Raw genomic sequence first — 15,870 nt, 5'->3', positions numbered from 1 at the left:
GCTGGCAAAGGGCTTGCTAAGTCAGAGCGTGGCAGGTATCGGGAAGTTCGAAATTGAACGGGCAGCCCTGGAGCAGGGCTGCCTGGGGCATCAGGAAATCGCTATCTTCCAACCGGACAACTGAGCTTCGGAGATGCTGATTTTTGCAACGCGCGCAATGTTGAGGCGCTTGCCATCGTGCATGAGGTAGGGGGAGGTGTGGAAGTGGTCCCACACGGTTTCGGCATCTACGGGCAGCAGGTCTTCGGTATTGTAGGTGAACGCGATGGTGGCTGGCGAAGTGGTGGCCGGGGCAGCGACATCTTCATCGCAGATCAACCGGTAGCTGGCTGCCTCGGTGCCGACCCAGATTTGGGCGTTCACGGTAGCGCCAGCCGGGACGTCAAGCGTTTCTGGCCAGGAAATTTCTATGTTCAGTGTTTCAGTAGTCATGGTGGCATCCTTATGAGAAATGGCCGCACTCGATAGGAACTACCCAGTGCGGTGCCGAGGATGCTAAGAGCCCGACGCGCTGTTGATCAGAGGGAAACTGGCCTCTAGCGGCCAGGCACCAAGGTCAGCCGCGGGTTGCCATAGGCCCGCGCAAAGTTCTGCGGTTGCAGCGGCAGGCTCATGAAGCGGCCCTTGAACCAGGCGTCCAGCCCATCGCCGTAGTGCTGGCTGGCCGGGTTGCCGGACTGGCCGCTGCTAGTCAGTACCTGCAAGGGTTCGGCCTGGCCGAAGTCGACGACCATGCGTGCCGAGGCCGGCAGGCGCGTGTCGAAGTCATTGCCCCAGGCGTAGGGTGTCAGTGCCAGGGTACTGAAATCGCCACCGGCAGCCAGCGGTGAGCGGCTGAGGGTGTCCCCCAGGCCGTGATAGGCCGGTGCTGGCCAGCGGTACTGGTGCAGTTTGCCCCATTGCCACGCGCGGCGGTCGGCGCCGAGTTGCGCAGTGCCTGCATCCACCGCAGCGGCCAGGCTGCGGGCGAGGATTGCCGGCTTGTCTTCCTTGAGCGGTGTGCTGCGGTCATCCCAGAACGGGCTGTCCTCGCGGCCCAGCAGGTGGTCGGCCTGGGCCGAGTAGGACAAACGGGCATTGCTGACGAACGCCTGCCAGGCAGGGCTGGACACCGGCCCGAGGTCGTCGAGGAACGTTTCGCGGGCGAACGCCTGGAGGAACAATTCGTACAGTGCGGCATCCGCCGACACCGGGCTCAGGCGGCCATCGAACGCCTTGAGCCGGGCCAGGGCGTCGCGGGCTTTGTCGCGCTCAGCGGGCGACAGTGCGTCGATCGCCTGCTTGAGCGGCTGGGCCATGCCCGGGGCGTCGAACATCTGCTTGAGCTTGTCGGCCAGCAGGGTGACTTGGTCGTTCTGCAGGGCCATCAGGCTGCGGCTGTCGTGGCGGCCGTTAGCGGCCAACTGGGCCAGGCGCTCGGCGCGTTCGGGGTAGTACCAGGTGTTGGACAACTGCATGCCGTAGCCGCGCGGCAGGCTGCGCTGGTTGGCGTGGCCGATCCAGCCGGCGGGCGGGTCCTGGTCGTAAGGGTGCAGCATCGGGTCTGCGTAACCGTCCCAGTCGTAACGCCCGTCCCAACCGGGCGAGGGTAGCAGGCCCTGGCCTTCGCGGCGGTTGGGGTAGCGCCCACTGACCTGCCAGCCGATGTGATTAGGCTCGGCGAAGACGAAATTGAGCGCCGCTGCAGCGACTTCACGGGTGCTGTCGAAGGCGCGTTCGACCGTTTTGGCACGCGTCAGGTCGAACAGCGCGTCGAGGCTACGGTCGCCCTTCAATTGCGGCAGGGCCAGGGCCAGGCCCAGGTTTGCGTTACCCGGCTGGGCGAGCAGGGTGCCGTGGCGTGTGTCGTACATCACCTCGCGCAGAGGGCGTTGGCCGCGCACGAAGAAGGTTTCGCTGCGCGCCCGGGCCGGCTGCCACTTGCCATCGACCAGGTAGCTAAGCTGGTTGCCTTGGCGGCGCAGTTGTTCCAGGTACAGGTCCTGGTTGTCGGCCATCACGGCACTGCTGCTCCAGGCGACTTTGCCGTTGAAGCCGGCCAGCACGATCGGCAGGCCTGGCAGTGACAGGCCGGCGACCTGGTACTTGCTGGTGTGGATCTGCACCGGGCTCAAGGCCCAGGCCGCTTGGCTGTCGCTGGCCAGCAGGCTCTTGCCGCTGCGGCTGCGCTGGGCTGCCAAGGCCAGGTTGGCCGAGCCGGGGCTGCCTAGCAGGTCGAGGTCGGCGAGTTTCTGGCTGGCCGCCGCCAGAGCCGGCAAACCGGGGAGCTGGCGGGCCAGGTTCAGGCCCTTGAGCTTGTCCACTTCGGCGTCGGCCAAGGGCTCGTCCGGAGCGCCGGGCAGCAGCCAGGCCAGCTTGTCGCTGCCGACCTTCTGCGCCAAGGTCAGGGCACTGAGTTCCTCTTGCAGGTTCACCGACTGGCTGAAGGCGTACAGGCTGAAGATCAGCGCCGAGTCTTCCGGCTTCCAGTACTCGGGGCGATGGCCGCTGTTGGCCAGGCCGGCGGGCAGTTTGTCGCGGTAGCGGAACAGGTAGGCGTTGACCCCGCGGGCGTAGACCTCGAAGAAGCGCTTGAGCCGTGGCGACGCGTCGGCGTATTGCTGGGCGGCGCTTTGCTTGAGGTTGGCGGCCCGCATCAGGCGGTCGATGTCCAGTGCTTCGCTGCCGGCCAGTTCGGCAAGGCGGCCCTGGGCGAGCAGGCGCATGGCGACCATCTGCTCGATGCGATCGCCGGCATGTACATACCCCAGGCTGAACAGGGCGTCATGGAAGTTGCCGCTCTCGATCAGCGGAGCGCCCATGGCATTGCGCCGTACCGAGACGTTTTGCGCCAGGCCCTTGAGGGGTTGCACGCCGGTGGTCGGTGGCACGCTGCCCTGATAGCCGCCCATCTGGCAACCGGCGAGTCCGAGCGTGCCGAGCAGCGTGGCAGCGGTCGTGAACCGCAGGCGGAAGGGAGGAAAGGCGGGGGCGGCCATGACAAGGGCTCCTGCAAGGCGTGGCGGGGGTTTGGAAGGCGCTAAGGTAGTGAGCGCGCAGGCGCGGTGCAAGGTGCTGGGGCGGTTTATTTACGAATGGTAGGGGAGATTCGAGGTGCTTGGCTTGGGTATTGAGGTGCTGTCGAGATCGAGCGCCCTCATGCTCAAGGCATGTACGAGGCGCTCGATATCATCAGCACAGCGGTCGCATCAAGCGCCGTGGCACTTCTTGAATTTCTTCTCGCTGCCGCAGGGGCAAGGATCGTTGCGGCCAACGTCCTTCAGGGCGTTACGCACCGGCTCCTGATGGCCGTGGTTGCAGTGCGGGCCGTGCACATGGCCATGGTCGTGATCGTGCGGGTGATCATGATCGTGGTTGCAGTCAGGGCCATGAACATGGGGTTGCTGGGTCATTGCAGGGTTACTCCGGTAAGAAATCACCGGGGATTATCTCACCACTGCGCGACAAGTGCAGGTCCCGATGGATGAGTAGCCCCGTGGCCAGTTCCCCCAGCAGGGTGTAGTGCAGCGGTTGTTCGCTTTTAAGCAGCTTGGCCAGTGGCTTGAGGTGCTGCCACAAGTTGGTCCGCGCGGTGATCTTGAACGTGCGCCGAGCATGGCCGCCAACGCTGCGCCAGACACTGGTCTCATCCTGCACCAGCAGCAGGTCGTTGAGCCGTATCGAATACGCCAGGCTACGGATGAACAGCCGGCTGTCGTTCGGGTTGTCGACACGCAGGTGCAGCACGAATTCCTGCTGCAGCAACTTGGCCTTGACCGTCTCGACCTTGACCAGATGTACCTCGGGTTCGCGCCAGTCGTCGCCGCCCCAGCTGGCGCAGCCGGCCAGCAGGGCCAACAAGGCGCCAAGCACGAGTACGCGGGCCTGGGCGATCATGTTCAGCTGGCCACGTAGCTTGCGCAGCATTTCTTGAATTTCTGACCGCTGGCGCAGGGGCAAGGGTCGTTGCGCCCGGCCTTGAGCCCGACCGTGGGGTCGATGAAGTACCAGCGCCCATCATGCTGGACGAACGCCGAACGCTCGCGGTGTTGGTGATCGCCCTCCTGATCGTGCCAGCGAGCGGTGAAGGTGACAAAGCCGTGCTCAGGCTGGCCACCCAGCACCTCGGCGTTTTCCACTTCCAGCCCCAGCCAGGTGCTCTGTGCGCTCCAACTGGCCATCGCGGCACGGTCCAGTTCCGCCTGCTGGGCCGGCAGGGTGGTGTGCACCAGGTAATCGATCAGGCCCAGCACGTAAGCGCTGTAGCGCGAGCGCATCAGCGTCTGGGCATCGGGGGCCGGGGTTCCGGCATGGTAGTGCCCGCAGCAGGCGTCCAGCAGGTTGCCACTGCCACAAGGGCAGACCGAGACACTCATCATCACCACCAGTACTTTCCAAAATTTTCAGGGTTGGCCCAGAACCGCGCATTGAGCCAGTCCGGGACTTGCTTGTAGTCATGTAGATCATAGGTGAACAGGCTCAGTACCTGCCCTTCACGACGGAATTTTTCGCTGGCCGACAAGGCCAGGGCGAAGAAATCGGTGTCTTGCCAGCCGCAAGCCGAGAGGTCGGCCAGCACGGCAACCCGGCTGGCATTGAGGTTGCGAATGCCACCGAGCAGTTCCAGGCCCGTGCGTTTGGGCAGGTGTTCCAGGCAGTCCACCAGTACCGCCAAGTCGAAGCGCTGGTTTGCCAGGTCAACCGGCAGCGGCCCAGGCGCGGTCGTTGCGATCACCACCTGCGGGTGAGCCTGGGCAAAGGCGTCCAGCGCGGGGAAGCGTGTGCCTACCAGCAACAGGCGTTGGGGGGTGAAACGATCGAGCAGGGCTGCCAGGGCCTGCTGGGGGGTGCGCTGGGAAAAACCGTCGGTCATTGCCAATCCTCGTTCAAGTCGTCCAAGACTAGCGGGCCGCAGCGCGTGGGCAAAGCGTCATGTGACTGCGTCGTGGCTTATTGCTGGCAGGGATGGAATGTGCGGTCTTTACTGCCAGAGATCGGCCTTATGCCGATTCCCCCTAGGAGATGCGACGAAAATGAGCATAGTACGCACAGCGATACCCCTGGTACTGCTCACCAGTGTGTTGACTGGTTGTGCAGGTTTGCAAAAGACCGACTGGCCGAAGTGTGCTGCCGTCGGGGGTGTAGGCGGCGCCGCCTTGGGCGCCATCGAGAGTTCCAGCTGGGCTGGCTGGGGCGCGTTGCTGGGCGGTGGCCTGGCGGCGGGCTATTGCTGGGCCCATGGCGATGGCGACGAGGATGGTGACGGCGTGCCGGACAGCCGAGACAAATGCCCAGGCACCCTGCGCGGCGTGCAGGTCGATGCCAATGGCTGCCCACCGGAGCCGGTCGCGGTGGTCGAGGAAGTGGTGGTGCAGAAGGAAGAAGTCATCGTCATCCGCGACGTGCACTTCGAGTTCGACTCTGCACGCCTGACTGCAGCCGATAAAGAGCGCCTCAATACCATCTCCACCCGCCTCAAGCAGGAAGCACCCAGTGCGCGGCTGAGTGTCAGTGGCCATACCGACAGTGTCGGGTCAGACAGCTACAACCAAAAACTGTCCGAGCGCCGTGCTCATTCGGTGACCGATTACCTGGTCGAAAGCGGCGTACCCCGCAGCAGCTTCGTCTCGGTGGTCGGTGCGGGTGAAACCCAACCTGTGGCAGACAATGCCACCGCCGATGGGCGCGCCATGAACCGTCGCACGGAGATCAAGATCCAGCGCTGACGGCCCGCGCCCGCGCCTTGGGCAGTGGCGCGGGCGCGCTTTCAAACCGGCAAGCCGGGTGTGGCCAATGACACAGGCAGCCAGTGCAGGTACTGTTGGCCGCACGGCCCGCTCGAACGGGCCGTTTAGACAGAACAATAAATGCAGAGGGCGGGGCATGAAATTCATCCTGGGCCTGGGCAAGGTCCTGACGGTTGTCTTCTGGGGTGTGGTGCTGTTCAATCTGCTGCTGCCACAACCACTGCCATTCAATCTTCTGATCAATACGGCAGGCATTGTCCTGCTGAGCCTGCATGTGCTCGAGGTGCTGTTCTTCAACGCCAGCCTGCGTGGCCGTAGCCACCGGTGGTTCGACCGTCTGCAGATCCTGCTGACGGGTATTTTCCATGTCATGTCCATTCCTCGTGCGCAGGAGGCGCCGCGCAATGCGTAATCTGATGTTGCTGGCCATGTTGGCTGCTCCCCTGGCCCAGGCCGAAACCCTTGAAGTGGCGTCCAATTCCATGCTGCGCCTGCCCGACAAGTCGGCCAGCGTGCACTTGGAGCATTTGCGCGTGGCCGATTCGGCGACGTTGCTGCTGCCTGCCACGCTGACCGAGTTGACCATCGATCATCTGCAATTGGGGCGTGATGCGCGTATCGCCATTGCCCCTTCTGACCACCCGTTGCGCATCGAGGTGCGCAACGCCCAAATGGGCGAGGGTAGCGAGATCAGTGCCCCGGGTGCGTCGGGCACCTACCAGCGTGCGGCCCGTTCCGGTCGAAGCCTGGACCTGAAGCTGGAGGAGGTCGATGCCGGGCTGTTGTCGATCGACGCACGAGGTGGCGCGGGTGCGCCCGGTTATGCCGGGCTCGACGGCGCCAACGGCCAGCCTGGAGGCTGTACCTGGGGCCAGGCCAGCCGCGGCGCCAATGGCGATGACGGGGGCAATGGGCACGATGGCGCGGCGGGTGGGCGAATTCGCCTGAGTCTGCCGCAAGGTTTTGCCCAGGAGCGCATCGTGGCGCGCCTGGATGGCGGTGCGCCAGGCCAGGCCGGTGCCGCTGGCAAGGCCGGCAAGGGCGGGGCGAGCAAAGGGTGCCTGGTGTATCGCACCAATGCCGGCGCCAGCGGCCGGCCAGGGCAACCGGGCCAGCCAGGCCTGGCCGGCGCTTCAGGTGAGTTGATCCTGCAACGCCTTTGACGTTAAAGGGCGGCGTGGCCCAAGGGGGCGCGTCGCCTACAGCATCAATCGCGAACTGGCCACTGCCACCACGGCGATGCCCAGCAGCAGGTTGATCCCGACCATGCGTCGAATCCTTCCCAGCACCGCAGCCCCCGCTGGCCAGTCCTCTGCTTGCACGGCCGTTTTCAACTCCGGCAACAGTAACGCCTGGATGCGCATGAACAGGGCGAACATGGCGATACCCCCACCGATCATCACCTGCACGTACTTGGGCGCGGTCTCCAGGCCCGTGAAGCGCATGTGCAACATGCCGATACCACTTATCGCCAAGATCGCCACTGCCACCCAGACCCAGCCGAAGAAGCGTCGGAAAACTTCCACCCACAACCGCAGGCGAGCAGGCCCGTCGAGGGCTGCAACCGTTGCCGGGCGCAGCACCAGCCAGGCGAAGAACATGCCGCCGACCCAGACCAAGGCGGCCAGGACATGCAGTGTGTAGGGCAGGGCAAAGGCAAGCATCCGGATCTCCATGCGGCATAAAGGGCAATAGCGGGGTATGATAGCCGCCCCATGCGAAACACTGAAAATATATCCAGCCCTTCGGGCGCCTGCAGACCATGATCAGCAACGAACTCAAAGCCACTATCCAAGGCGCCTACTCGCGTTTTCTCGAAGCCAAGAGCCTCAAGCCGCGTTACGGCCAGCGCCTGATGATCGCCGAAGTGGCCAAGGTACTCGGCGACATCGCCTGCGACGATGAAGGCCGCCGCGCCGGCGAGCCTGCCGTGGTCGCGGTGGAGGCCGGCACCGGTACCGGCAAGACGGTCGCCTATGCGCTGGCCGCGATCCCGGCTGCCAAGGCGGCCGGCAAACGCCTGGTCATCGCCACCGCCACTGTCGCCCTGCAGGAGCAGATCGTCTTCAAGGACCTGCCCGACCTGATGCGCAACAGCGGGCTGAACTTCAGCTTCGCTTTGGCCAAGGGGCGCGGCCGTTACCTGTGCCTGTCCAAGCTCGACGTGCTGCTGCAGGAAGGCCACGCGCAGTCGGCCACCGCCCAGTTGTTCGAGGAAGAAGGCTTTCACATCGAGGTCGACGAGCGCAGCCAGAAGCTGTTCAACAGCATGATCGAGAAGCTGGCGGGCAACCGCTGGGATGGCGACCGTGACAGCTGGTCCGAAGCCCTGGAAGACCAGGACTGGTCACGCCTGACCACCGACCATAGCCAGTGCACGGGCCGCCACTGCCCGAACTTCCAGCAGTGCGTGTTCTACAAGGCGCGCGAAGGCATGGGCAAGGTCGACGTGATCGTGACCAACCATGACATGGTCCTGGCTGACCTGGCCCTGGGTGGCGGCGCGGTGCTGCCCGACCCCCGCGACACCCTGTACGTGTTCGACGAAGGCCACCACCTGCCGGACAAGGCCATCGGCCATTTCGCCCATTACTCGCGCCTGCGCTCCACCGCCGACTGGCTGGAGCAGACCGCCAAGAACCTGACCAAGCTGCTGGCCCAGCACCCGCTGCCGGGGGACCTGGGCAAACTGATCGAACAGGTGCCGGAGCTGGCCCGCGAGATCCGTACCCAGCAGCAGTTCATGTTCACCCTGTGCGAGCAAGTCGCGGACTTCCGCCCCAGTGAAGACACCGAGGGCCGTGAGCGCCCGCGCTATCGCTTCGAAGGCGGTGTGGTGCCGGAGCAGATCCGCGAGGTGGGCATCGAGTTGAAGAAGGGCTTTGCCCGCCTCAACGATCTGTTCACCCGCCTGGCCGACTTGTTGAAGGAAGGCATGGATGGTGAAGTCAATATCGGTATCGCCAGCCATCAGGCCGAGGAATGGTACCCGCTGTTTGGCAGCCTGGTGACCCGTGCCCAGGGCAACTGGGAACTGTGGACGGCATTCACCGCCGAAGACCCCGAGGACAGCCCGCCCATGGCGCGCTGGCTGACCCTGGCCGAGAGCGGTGCGCTGTTCGACATCGAAGTCAACGCCAGCCCCATTCTGGCGGCCGAAATGCTCCGTCGCAGCCTGTGGAGCGTCGCCCACGGTGCGCTGGTAACCTCCGCCACGCTCACCGCACTGGGCAAGTTCGACCGTTACCGCATGCGCTCTGGCCTGCCTCGCGATGCTGTTACCTGCGTGGTGCCCAGCCCATTCGTGCATGGCGATGCCGGCGTGCTGCGGGTGCCCGACCTGGGCGCCGATCCGCGTGATGCGACGGCGCACACCGCGGCGATCATCCGTGAACTGCCCAACATGCTCGATGATGCACGTGGCGCGCTGGTGCTGTTCTCGTCGCGCAAGCAGATGCAGGATGTGTTCGACGGCCTGGACCGCGACTGGCGCAAGCTGGTGCTGATCCAGGGCAACCTCTCCAAGCAGGAAACCCTGAACAAGCACAAGGCGCGGGTCGATGATGGCCAGCACAGCGTGTTGTTCGGCCTGGCCAGCTTTGCCGAGGGGGTCGACCTTCCCGGCGCTTATTGCGAGCACGTGGTGATCGCCAAGATTCCCTTCGCGGTGCCTGACGACCCGGTCGAAGCGGCCCTGGCGGAGTGGATCGAGGCCCGTGGTGGCAACCCGTTCATGGAAATTGCCGTGCCCGACGCCTCTTTGCGCCTGATTCAGGCCTGCGGCCGGCTGCTGCGTACCGAGCAGGATCGCGGTGTCATCACCTTGCTCGATCGACGTCTGGTCACCCAGCGCTACGGCAAGGCTATTCTCAATGCGCTACCGCCGTTCCGGCGGGAGATTTCCTGACCGCCGGAGCACTCTGCACCGGCTTGTTGTCCATCACTCAGTCTTGGGCTCATGAGGGCCCTGAAGGAGAGCCCCAGCCTTATGGTCCGCCGTACCCTGCCTGTCGTATTCGCCCTGTTGTTCAGCTCGCCATTATTGGCCGGGCAGCAGACGCTGTTCAGCTTCGTGCGCCCGGCCTCGGTGGTCAATGTGGTGACCGAGGATGCCGGCATGCCGCAGTACAACGCAGAGCAGACGGCCGGGGGTGAGGTGTTGCGGCGCGTGGTGTTCAACCCGGCCGAGCGCCCGACCTTGCGCCTGAGCCCGCAGAGCGGTGTGTGGGACTGGTCAGCCGGGCAGTTCCTGACCTTGCGCCTGCAAAGCGCAATGGACTGGGCGCTGACCGTGGACGTTACCGTGTTGGGCAGTGATGGCCGCACCCTGACCAGCCGCATCGACCTGCCCGCAGGCCCCGCCCAGACGGTGATGGTACCGCTCAAGGCCAGCTCGCCGTTGAGCCAGGGCATGCGCGCCGGGCCGCCGATGCCATGGGCGTACGCAGGCCAACGCCTGCTGCTGACCAGCAGCGCGGGTGCGGTCGACCTCAAACAAGTGGCGTCTGTCAGCCTGACGATCCCCAACCCCAAGGTGGCGCAGAACCTGCTGATCGAGAAAGTGGGTATTCAGGATGACGACCAGGCCTACCAGGCCGCCTACCATGAATTGATCGACGCTTACGGCCAGTCCACACGCGGCCAATGGCCAGAGAAGATTGCCAGCGACGAACAGCTCAGGGCTGCCGAAGGCCGTGAGCAGCAGCAACTCAAGGGCTGGTTGGCAGAGCACGGCAAGCAGCAACTGGACAGCTATGGCGGGTTGCTGGGCGGGCCGGCGTTCGAGGCCAAGGGTTTTTTCCGTACCGAGAAGCGTGATGGCCGCTGGTACCTGGTCACGCCAGAGGGCAACCCGTTCTACTCGCTGGGCGTCAATGCCGTGGCCGCTGATGGCGGGCGCACCTACGTCGAAGGCCGGGACGGCATGTTCAAGGCGCTGCCGGCCGAGGGCGATCCGCTGGCGGCGTTCTATGGCAAGGGTAACAACGACGACGGCAATGCCTCTTCGCAAGGGCGTAACTTCAAGCAGGGGCGCTGGTTCGACTTTTATGCCGCCAATATCCAGCGCACCTATGGCAAGCCTTGCCTTCCCAGCGTCGAGGGCCAGCCAGCAGCCGATTGCCCACCGCAGGTGCTGGATGCCACGCGCTGGCAGGCGCACGCGCTCGACCGCCTGCAAGCCTGGGGTTTCAATACCCTGGGTAACTGGAGCGACCCTGGCCTGGGCCAGGCCAAGCGCATGCCCTATACCTTGCCGCTGTCAATCGTTGGTGACTATGCCAGCATCAGCACCGGCATGGACTGGTGGGGCAGCATGCCCGACCCCTTCGACCCTCGCTTTGCCATGGCTACAGAACGTGCCGTCGCCATCGCTGCCCGGGACCACCGCGATGACCCCTGGCTGATCGGCTACTTCGCCGACAACGAACTGGCCTGGGCCGCACCGGGCAATGACCCCAAGGCGCGCTACGGGCTGGCCTATGGCACCTTGCGCCTGACCACCGATGTGCCCGCCAAGCGCGCCTTCCTCAAGCAGCTGCGTGACAAGTACCGCAACCAGGAGGGGCTGTCCAAGGCCTGGGGGATCGAACTGTCCGCCTGGGAGCTGATGGAAGACCCAGGGTTCGAGGCGCCTTTGCCCAACCCCGAGCACCCGGAGATCGAGCGGGACTACCAGCACTTCCAGCAGGTGTTCGCCGAGACCTACTTCAAGACCATCGCCGACTCGCTGAAGTGGCATGCGCCCAACCACCTGTTGCTTGGCGGCCGTTTTGCGCTCAGTACACCGGAGGCGGTCAAGGCCTGCGCCGAGTTCTGCGATGTGCTGAGCTTCAACTTCTATACCCTCAAACCCGAGGACGGTTACGACTTCGCTCGCCTGGCCGAGCTGGACAAGCCGGTGCTGGTGTCCGAGTTCCAGTTCGGTTCCCGCGACCGCGGGCCATTCTGGCCGGGGCCGCTGGAGGTGGCGCGTGAAGAGGACCGAGGGCCGGCCTATGGCAACTTCCTCAAGGCCGCGTTGGCGCAGCCGATGATCGTCGGCGCGCACTGGTTCCAATACCTGGACCAACCGGCCAGTGGGCGGTTGCTCGATGGCGAAAACGGCCACCTGGGGCTGGTGGCGATCACCGATGTGCCGTATCCGGGGTTCGTCGAGGCCGTACGCAAAAGCAACCAGCAGGCCATTGGTCAGTTGCGCACGCAACTGGCCAAGCCGCTCCCCTGAGCCATCGGGGCCGTCAAGCGGCCCCTTTGCTGGCGACCATCGAGCCTAAGCCAGTTTGCAAAACCGCCAACTACTGAAACAATGCACGCCATTTTCAGACGGTCGTACGGAGAACAGCGGGTGCAGATCCAGGGTCACTATGAGCTGAAGTTCGAGGCGGTGCGTGAAGCCTTCGCCGAGTTGTTCGATGATCCCCAGGAGCGTGGTGCGGCGCTGTGCATCCAGGTGGGCGGCGAGACCGTTATCGACCTGTGGGCGGGCACCGCCGACAAGGACGGGCAGCAGGCCTGGCACAGCGACACTATCGCCAACCTGTTCTCCTGCACCAAAACCTTCACTGCGGTCACCGCCTTGCAGTTGGTGGGCGAGGGCAAGCTGGCACTGGACGCTCCGGTGGCCCGTTACTGGCCCGAATTCGCCCAGGCCGACAAGCAGTCCATCACCCTGCGCCAGTTACTCAGCCATCGTGCGGGCCTGCCGGCCATCCGTGAACTGCTGCCTGCCGAGGCATTGTATGACTGGCAGGCGATGGTCGATGCCTTGGCCGCCGAAACCCCTTGGTGGACGCCTGGGGTCGAACACGGTTATGCCGCCATCACGTACGGCTGGCTGATCGGTGAGCTGATCCGCCGCGCTGATGGTCGTGGCCCAGGCGACTCAATCGTGGCCCGTACGGCGCGGCCGCTGGGGCTGGACTTTCATGTCGGCCTGGCCGACGAAGAATTCCATCGCGTGGCGCATATTGCGCGCGGCAAGGGCAACCCCGGCGATGCCGCTGCCCAGCGCTTGCTGCAGGTGACCATGCGCGAGCCTGAGGCGCTGTCCACCCGCGCCTTTACCAACCCGCCGGCGATTCTCACCAGCACCAACAAGCCCGAGTGGCGGCGCATGCAGCAGCCGGCGGCAAACGGCCACGGCAATGCCCGTAGCCTGGCCGGGTTCTATGCCGGCCTGCTCGATGGCAGCCTGCTTGAATCCGAGCTGCTCGACGAACTGACGCGCGAGCACAGTATCGGCCAGGACCGCACGCTGCTGACCCAGACCCGTTTCGGCCTGGGCTGCATGCTCGACCAGCCCGAGGTGGCCAATGCCACCTTTGGCCTCGGTGCCCGCGCCTTCGGGCACCCTGGCGCGGGCGGCTCGGTAGGTTTCGCCGACCCGGAGCACGATGTGGCCTTTGGCTTTGTGGTCAATACCCTGGGCCCCTATGTGCTGATGGACCCAAGAGCGCAGAAACTGGTACGCGTGCTTGCCAGTTGCCTTTGATCGGGTAATGCGGGTATTGGCCAACCCCTTTGACTATCCTCAATGCCAACGCCTGAATGCGTAGGCAAAATTTCTTTCTATTTCATGGTGTATCGCTGATGTCTTCACATAAAACCTTAGCACTCGCCCTGTGCCTGACCGCCGTTACCGGCTGCGCCAGTCACTCCCCGGACGCCGCGAAGGGCAGTGGCTCCAGCTGGTGGCCTTTCGGTTCGGACCAGGTTGCCGAGCAGGAAGTGAAGGAAGCCGTCACCGAAAAAGTGGCCAAGGCCGATGCCAAGTCGGAAAGCGCCAGCCGCTGGTGGTGGCCATTCGGCGGTGACGACAAGCAGGCCAAAGGGCCGGTCGTGCCGAAGATCGACCAGAAGGCTACCCAAGCCTGGCTGGACGAATACGAGCCCAAGCTGCGTGAAGCCATCAAGGACAGCAAACTGGAGCTGGAGCGCCGTGACAATGTCCTGGCGGTGACCATCCCGGTGGACAGTTCGTACAACCCTGACCGCCCGAACATGCTGCTGCCGATGACCCTGGGGCCGATCACCCGCGTAGCCAAGACCGTCGAGGGCGATGCCAAGACCGCGGTGCTGGTATTGGGCCATGCCGACAGCAGCGGTGCTGCGGCTGTCAACCAGAAGCTCAGCCTGGAGCGCGCCGCTTCGGTGTCGGCGATCTTCCGCCTCAGTGGCCTGCAACGTGATCGCCTGATCCTCAAGGGTATGGGTTCGGTCATGCCGCGTGCCGCCAACGACAGCGCCGAAGGCCGTGCCCTGAACCGCCGTGTGGAAATGCTGCTGACGCCGCAGAACACCATGGTGGCGCTGTTGGCCAAGTACCAACAGGCCACGCCGGCACCTACCCCAGCTTCGATGGTTGCTGTTCAGGATGCCAAGGCGCCTGCCGCCAAGGCTGCCACCAGCAAGCCCGCCGCCAAGGCCGCTGCCAAACCTGCCGCGAAAAAGCCTGTCGCCAAGGCCAAGGCACCTGCCAAGACTGCTGCCAAGAAGAAGGCCGCACCGGTCAAGCCCGCCGCCAAGAAGGCGACCGTTGACAAAAAAGTAGCCGCCAACAGCCCTGCGAAGACCAACTGATCGTCAAGGAAACGCAGCCATGACCCAATCCCTGGCCGATATGCGCCGCGACTACACCCGTGATGGCCTGGCTGAAGCCCAGGCCCCGGGTGAGCCGTTCGCTTTGTTCCACCAGTGGTTCGCCGATGCGGTGAAAACCGAGCAACCCCCGGTCGAAGCCAACGCCTTGACCCTTGCCACGGTCGATGGCGAGGGTCGCCCCCATTGCCGCGTACTGCTGCTCAAGGGGCTCGATGAGCGTGGCTTTACCTTCTTTACCAACTACGAAAGCGCCAAGGGCCAGCAGTTGCAGGCTAACCCTTTCGCCGCCATGACGTTCTTCTGGCCAGCGTTGGAGCGCCAGGTGCGCATCGAAGGGCGGGTTGAAAAGGTCACGGCCAAGGAGTCGGACGACTACTACCAGGTGCGCCCTCTGGGCAGCCGCCTGGGGGCCTGGGCCTCGCCTCAGAGCCAGGTCATCAGTGGCCGTGAAACGTTGGAAGCGTTGGTGAAGGCGACCGAAGCACGGTTCTCCGACACTCAGCCGCACTGCCCGGAGCATTGGGGCGGGTATCGCCTGTTGCCTGAGCGGGTCGAGTTCTGGCAGGGGCGTACCAGCCGCTTGCATGACCGGATGAACTATCGCCTGGTCGATGGGCAATGGCTGCGGGAGCGGTTGGCGCCTTGAAATCCTTGGGGCTGCGCAGCAGCCCCAAGATTGCAACGCTACCCCTGATAAGCCGCCGCCTCACGCGCCAACCACTCCGCCAGCGCCTTGCGCCTGACCTTCTGCACCCGCGCCTGCTCCAGCCGTCGCAGCATGTACTCACGTTTGCGCACATCCTCCCCGGCCAGCGACAGCGCCAGGTCGCGGTCCATCCAGCGGCGCATCCGCACATACAGCCACCCATGGAAGTACAGCCCTGCGACAGTCGTGACCACGACGATGAAGTAATCCATGGCTATCCTTGGTCTCACTTGAAAGGCCCACGATACAGTCCAGGTAGGCTGTACCCAGGCTGAATGAAAACAATTTTATTACGTCTGTGCCGTGACAGCCGTCAATGTGCAGCGTCTAATGAACACCGATGACTTATGGAGACTTTACCCATGCGTAAATCCGCTTTGCTGGTGGCGACCTTCACCACCATGTCGCTGTTGCTGGGGGGCTGTGCCTCGAGCCTGACCGGCGATAGCTACTCCCGTGATGAGGCCCGTCGCGTGCAGACCGTACGCATGGGGACCATCGAATCCTTGCGTCCGGTCAAGATCGAAGGCACCAAGACCCCGATCGGCGGTGGCGCGGGTGCGATTGTCGGCGGCGTTGCCGGCAGTGCAGTCGGCGGTGGCCGTGGCAGCATCGTCGCGGCAGTGATTGGTGCGGTTGCCGGTGGCCTGGCAGGTTCTGCCGCCGAAGAAGGCATCACCCGTACCCAGGGTGTGGAAATCACCGTGCGTGAAGACGATGGCAGCATGCGTGCCTATGTGCAGGCCGTTCAGGAAAACGAGATTTTCCGGGTTGGCGAACGTGTTCGCATCATGACCGTCGACGGTACCAGCCGCGTCTCGCACTGAGCCTTGCACC

General features: G+C 64.3%; 17 protein-coding genes. 9 read left to right on the top strand and 8 right to left on the bottom strand.

Annotation, left to right across the window (positions count from 1 at the left end; translation table 11 throughout):
* Positions 1 to 90: 90 nt before the first annotated feature.
* From LJX93_RS21030 to LJX93_RS21005, 6 genes are all read right to left on the bottom strand, one after another.
* On the bottom strand, positions 91 to 432 hold the full coding sequence (locus LJX93_RS21030) for a hypothetical protein (RefSeq protein ID WP_033702648.1): 342 nt from the start codon (positions 430 to 432) through the stop codon (positions 91 to 93).
* Between the two features lie 104 nt (positions 433 to 536).
* On the bottom strand, positions 537 to 2,978 hold the full coding sequence (locus LJX93_RS21025) for a penicillin acylase family protein (RefSeq protein ID WP_033702647.1): 2,442 nt from the start codon (positions 2,976 to 2,978) through the stop codon (positions 537 to 539).
* Between the two features lie 210 nt (positions 2,979 to 3,188).
* Positions 3,189 to 3,392, bottom strand: coding sequence for an SEC-C metal-binding domain-containing protein (locus tag LJX93_RS21020; protein WP_033702646.1), 204 nt, complete (start codon positions 3,390 to 3,392; stop codon positions 3,189 to 3,191).
* A 7-nt stretch (positions 3,393 to 3,399) separates the two neighbouring features.
* Positions 3,400 to 3,876 (bottom strand): LEA type 2 family protein, encoded by a 477-nt coding sequence (locus LJX93_RS21015; protein WP_156311291.1) that lies wholly within the window; start codon positions 3,874 to 3,876, stop codon positions 3,400 to 3,402.
* Positions 3,877 to 3,878: 2 nt separating this feature from the next.
* Positions 3,879 to 4,355: a YchJ family protein gene (locus LJX93_RS21010; RefSeq protein WP_033702645.1), complete on the bottom strand. Its 477-nt coding sequence runs from the start codon at positions 4,353 to 4,355 to the stop codon at positions 3,879 to 3,881.
* Positions 4,356 to 4,357: 2 nt separating this feature from the next.
* Complete coding sequence (locus LJX93_RS21005; protein ID WP_033702644.1) at positions 4,358 to 4,852, bottom strand: DUF6231 family protein; 495 nt, start codon at positions 4,850 to 4,852, stop codon at positions 4,358 to 4,360.
* A gap of 160 nt (positions 4,853 to 5,012) precedes the next feature.
* Between LJX93_RS21005 and LJX93_RS21000 the strand changes: the two genes are divergently transcribed.
* The 3 genes from LJX93_RS21000 to LJX93_RS20990 all read left to right on the top strand — a co-directional run bounded on the left by LJX93_RS21000 (position 5,013) and on the right by LJX93_RS20990 (position 6,889).
* Positions 5,013 to 5,705 carry an OmpA family protein gene (locus tag LJX93_RS21000; protein ID WP_227696392.1) on the top strand — a complete coding sequence of 231 codons (693 nt, stop codon included), beginning with the start codon at positions 5,013 to 5,015 and terminating at the stop codon, positions 5,703 to 5,705.
* A gap of 157 nt (positions 5,706 to 5,862) precedes the next feature.
* Positions 5,863 to 6,138 (top strand): DUF1145 domain-containing protein, encoded by a 276-nt coding sequence (locus LJX93_RS20995; protein WP_033702642.1) that lies wholly within the window; start codon positions 5,863 to 5,865, stop codon positions 6,136 to 6,138.
* Positions 6,131 to 6,889 (top strand): hypothetical protein, encoded by a 759-nt coding sequence (locus tag LJX93_RS20990; protein WP_033702641.1) that lies wholly within the window; start codon positions 6,131 to 6,133, stop codon positions 6,887 to 6,889. The genes LJX93_RS20995 and LJX93_RS20990 overlap by 8 nt, the downstream gene beginning before the upstream one ends.
* A gap of 36 nt (positions 6,890 to 6,925) precedes the next feature.
* Here LJX93_RS20990 and LJX93_RS20985 read toward each other — a convergent pair whose 3' ends face one another.
* Positions 6,926 to 7,390, bottom strand: a complete 465-nt coding sequence (locus LJX93_RS20985; RefSeq protein ID WP_033702640.1) for a CopD family protein — start codon at positions 7,388 to 7,390, stop codon at positions 6,926 to 6,928.
* 98 nt (positions 7,391 to 7,488) lie between these two features.
* Here LJX93_RS20985 and dinG point away from each other — a divergent pair, with 98 nt between their 5' ends.
* The 5 genes from dinG to pdxH all read left to right on the top strand — a co-directional run bounded on the left by dinG (position 7,489) and on the right by pdxH (position 14,973).
* Positions 7,489 to 9,633 carry an ATP-dependent DNA helicase DinG gene (gene dinG / locus LJX93_RS20980; protein WP_033702639.1) on the top strand — a complete coding sequence of 715 codons (2,145 nt, stop codon included), beginning with the start codon at positions 7,489 to 7,491 and terminating at the stop codon, positions 9,631 to 9,633.
* Positions 9,634 to 9,714: 81 nt separating this feature from the next.
* The gene (locus LJX93_RS20975; protein ID WP_033702638.1) at positions 9,715 to 11,952 is read left to right on the top strand and encodes a beta-galactosidase; all 2,238 of its coding nucleotides are present in this window, start codon (positions 9,715 to 9,717) and stop codon (positions 11,950 to 11,952) included.
* A gap of 120 nt (positions 11,953 to 12,072) precedes the next feature.
* Complete coding sequence (locus tag LJX93_RS20970) at positions 12,073 to 13,218, top strand: EstA family serine hydrolase (protein WP_033702637.1); 1,146 nt, start codon at positions 12,073 to 12,075, stop codon at positions 13,216 to 13,218.
* A 98-nt stretch (positions 13,219 to 13,316) separates the two neighbouring features.
* Positions 13,317 to 14,306: an OmpA family protein gene (locus LJX93_RS20965; protein WP_047583677.1), complete on the top strand. Its 990-nt coding sequence runs from the start codon at positions 13,317 to 13,319 to the stop codon at positions 14,304 to 14,306.
* Between the two features lie 19 nt (positions 14,307 to 14,325).
* On the top strand, positions 14,326 to 14,973 hold the full coding sequence (gene pdxH / locus LJX93_RS20960; RefSeq protein WP_033702635.1) for a pyridoxamine 5'-phosphate oxidase: 648 nt from the start codon (positions 14,326 to 14,328) through the stop codon (positions 14,971 to 14,973).
* Positions 14,974 to 15,011: 38 nt separating this feature from the next.
* Here pdxH and LJX93_RS20955 read toward each other — a convergent pair whose 3' ends face one another.
* Entirely contained in the window at positions 15,012 to 15,245 is a 234-nt protein-coding gene (locus LJX93_RS20955) for a hypothetical protein (RefSeq protein ID WP_033702634.1), read from the bottom strand.
* A 150-nt stretch (positions 15,246 to 15,395) separates the two neighbouring features.
* On the opposite strand from LJX93_RS20955, the gene LJX93_RS20950 reads away from it, so the two are divergent.
* Entirely contained in the window at positions 15,396 to 15,860 is a 465-nt protein-coding gene (locus LJX93_RS20950; RefSeq protein ID WP_033702633.1) for a glycine zipper 2TM domain-containing protein, read from the top strand.
* The last annotated feature ends 10 nt before the right edge of the window (positions 15,861 to 15,870 follow it).

This window comes from Pseudomonas sp. HN2-3, assembly GCF_020691745.1.
Taxonomy (GTDB): domain Bacteria; phylum Pseudomonadota; class Gammaproteobacteria; order Pseudomonadales; family Pseudomonadaceae; genus Aquipseudomonas; species Aquipseudomonas capeferrum.
The sequence above is the reverse complement of the archived record's forward strand: the minus strand, read 5'-3'. Positions and strand labels throughout refer to the sequence as shown.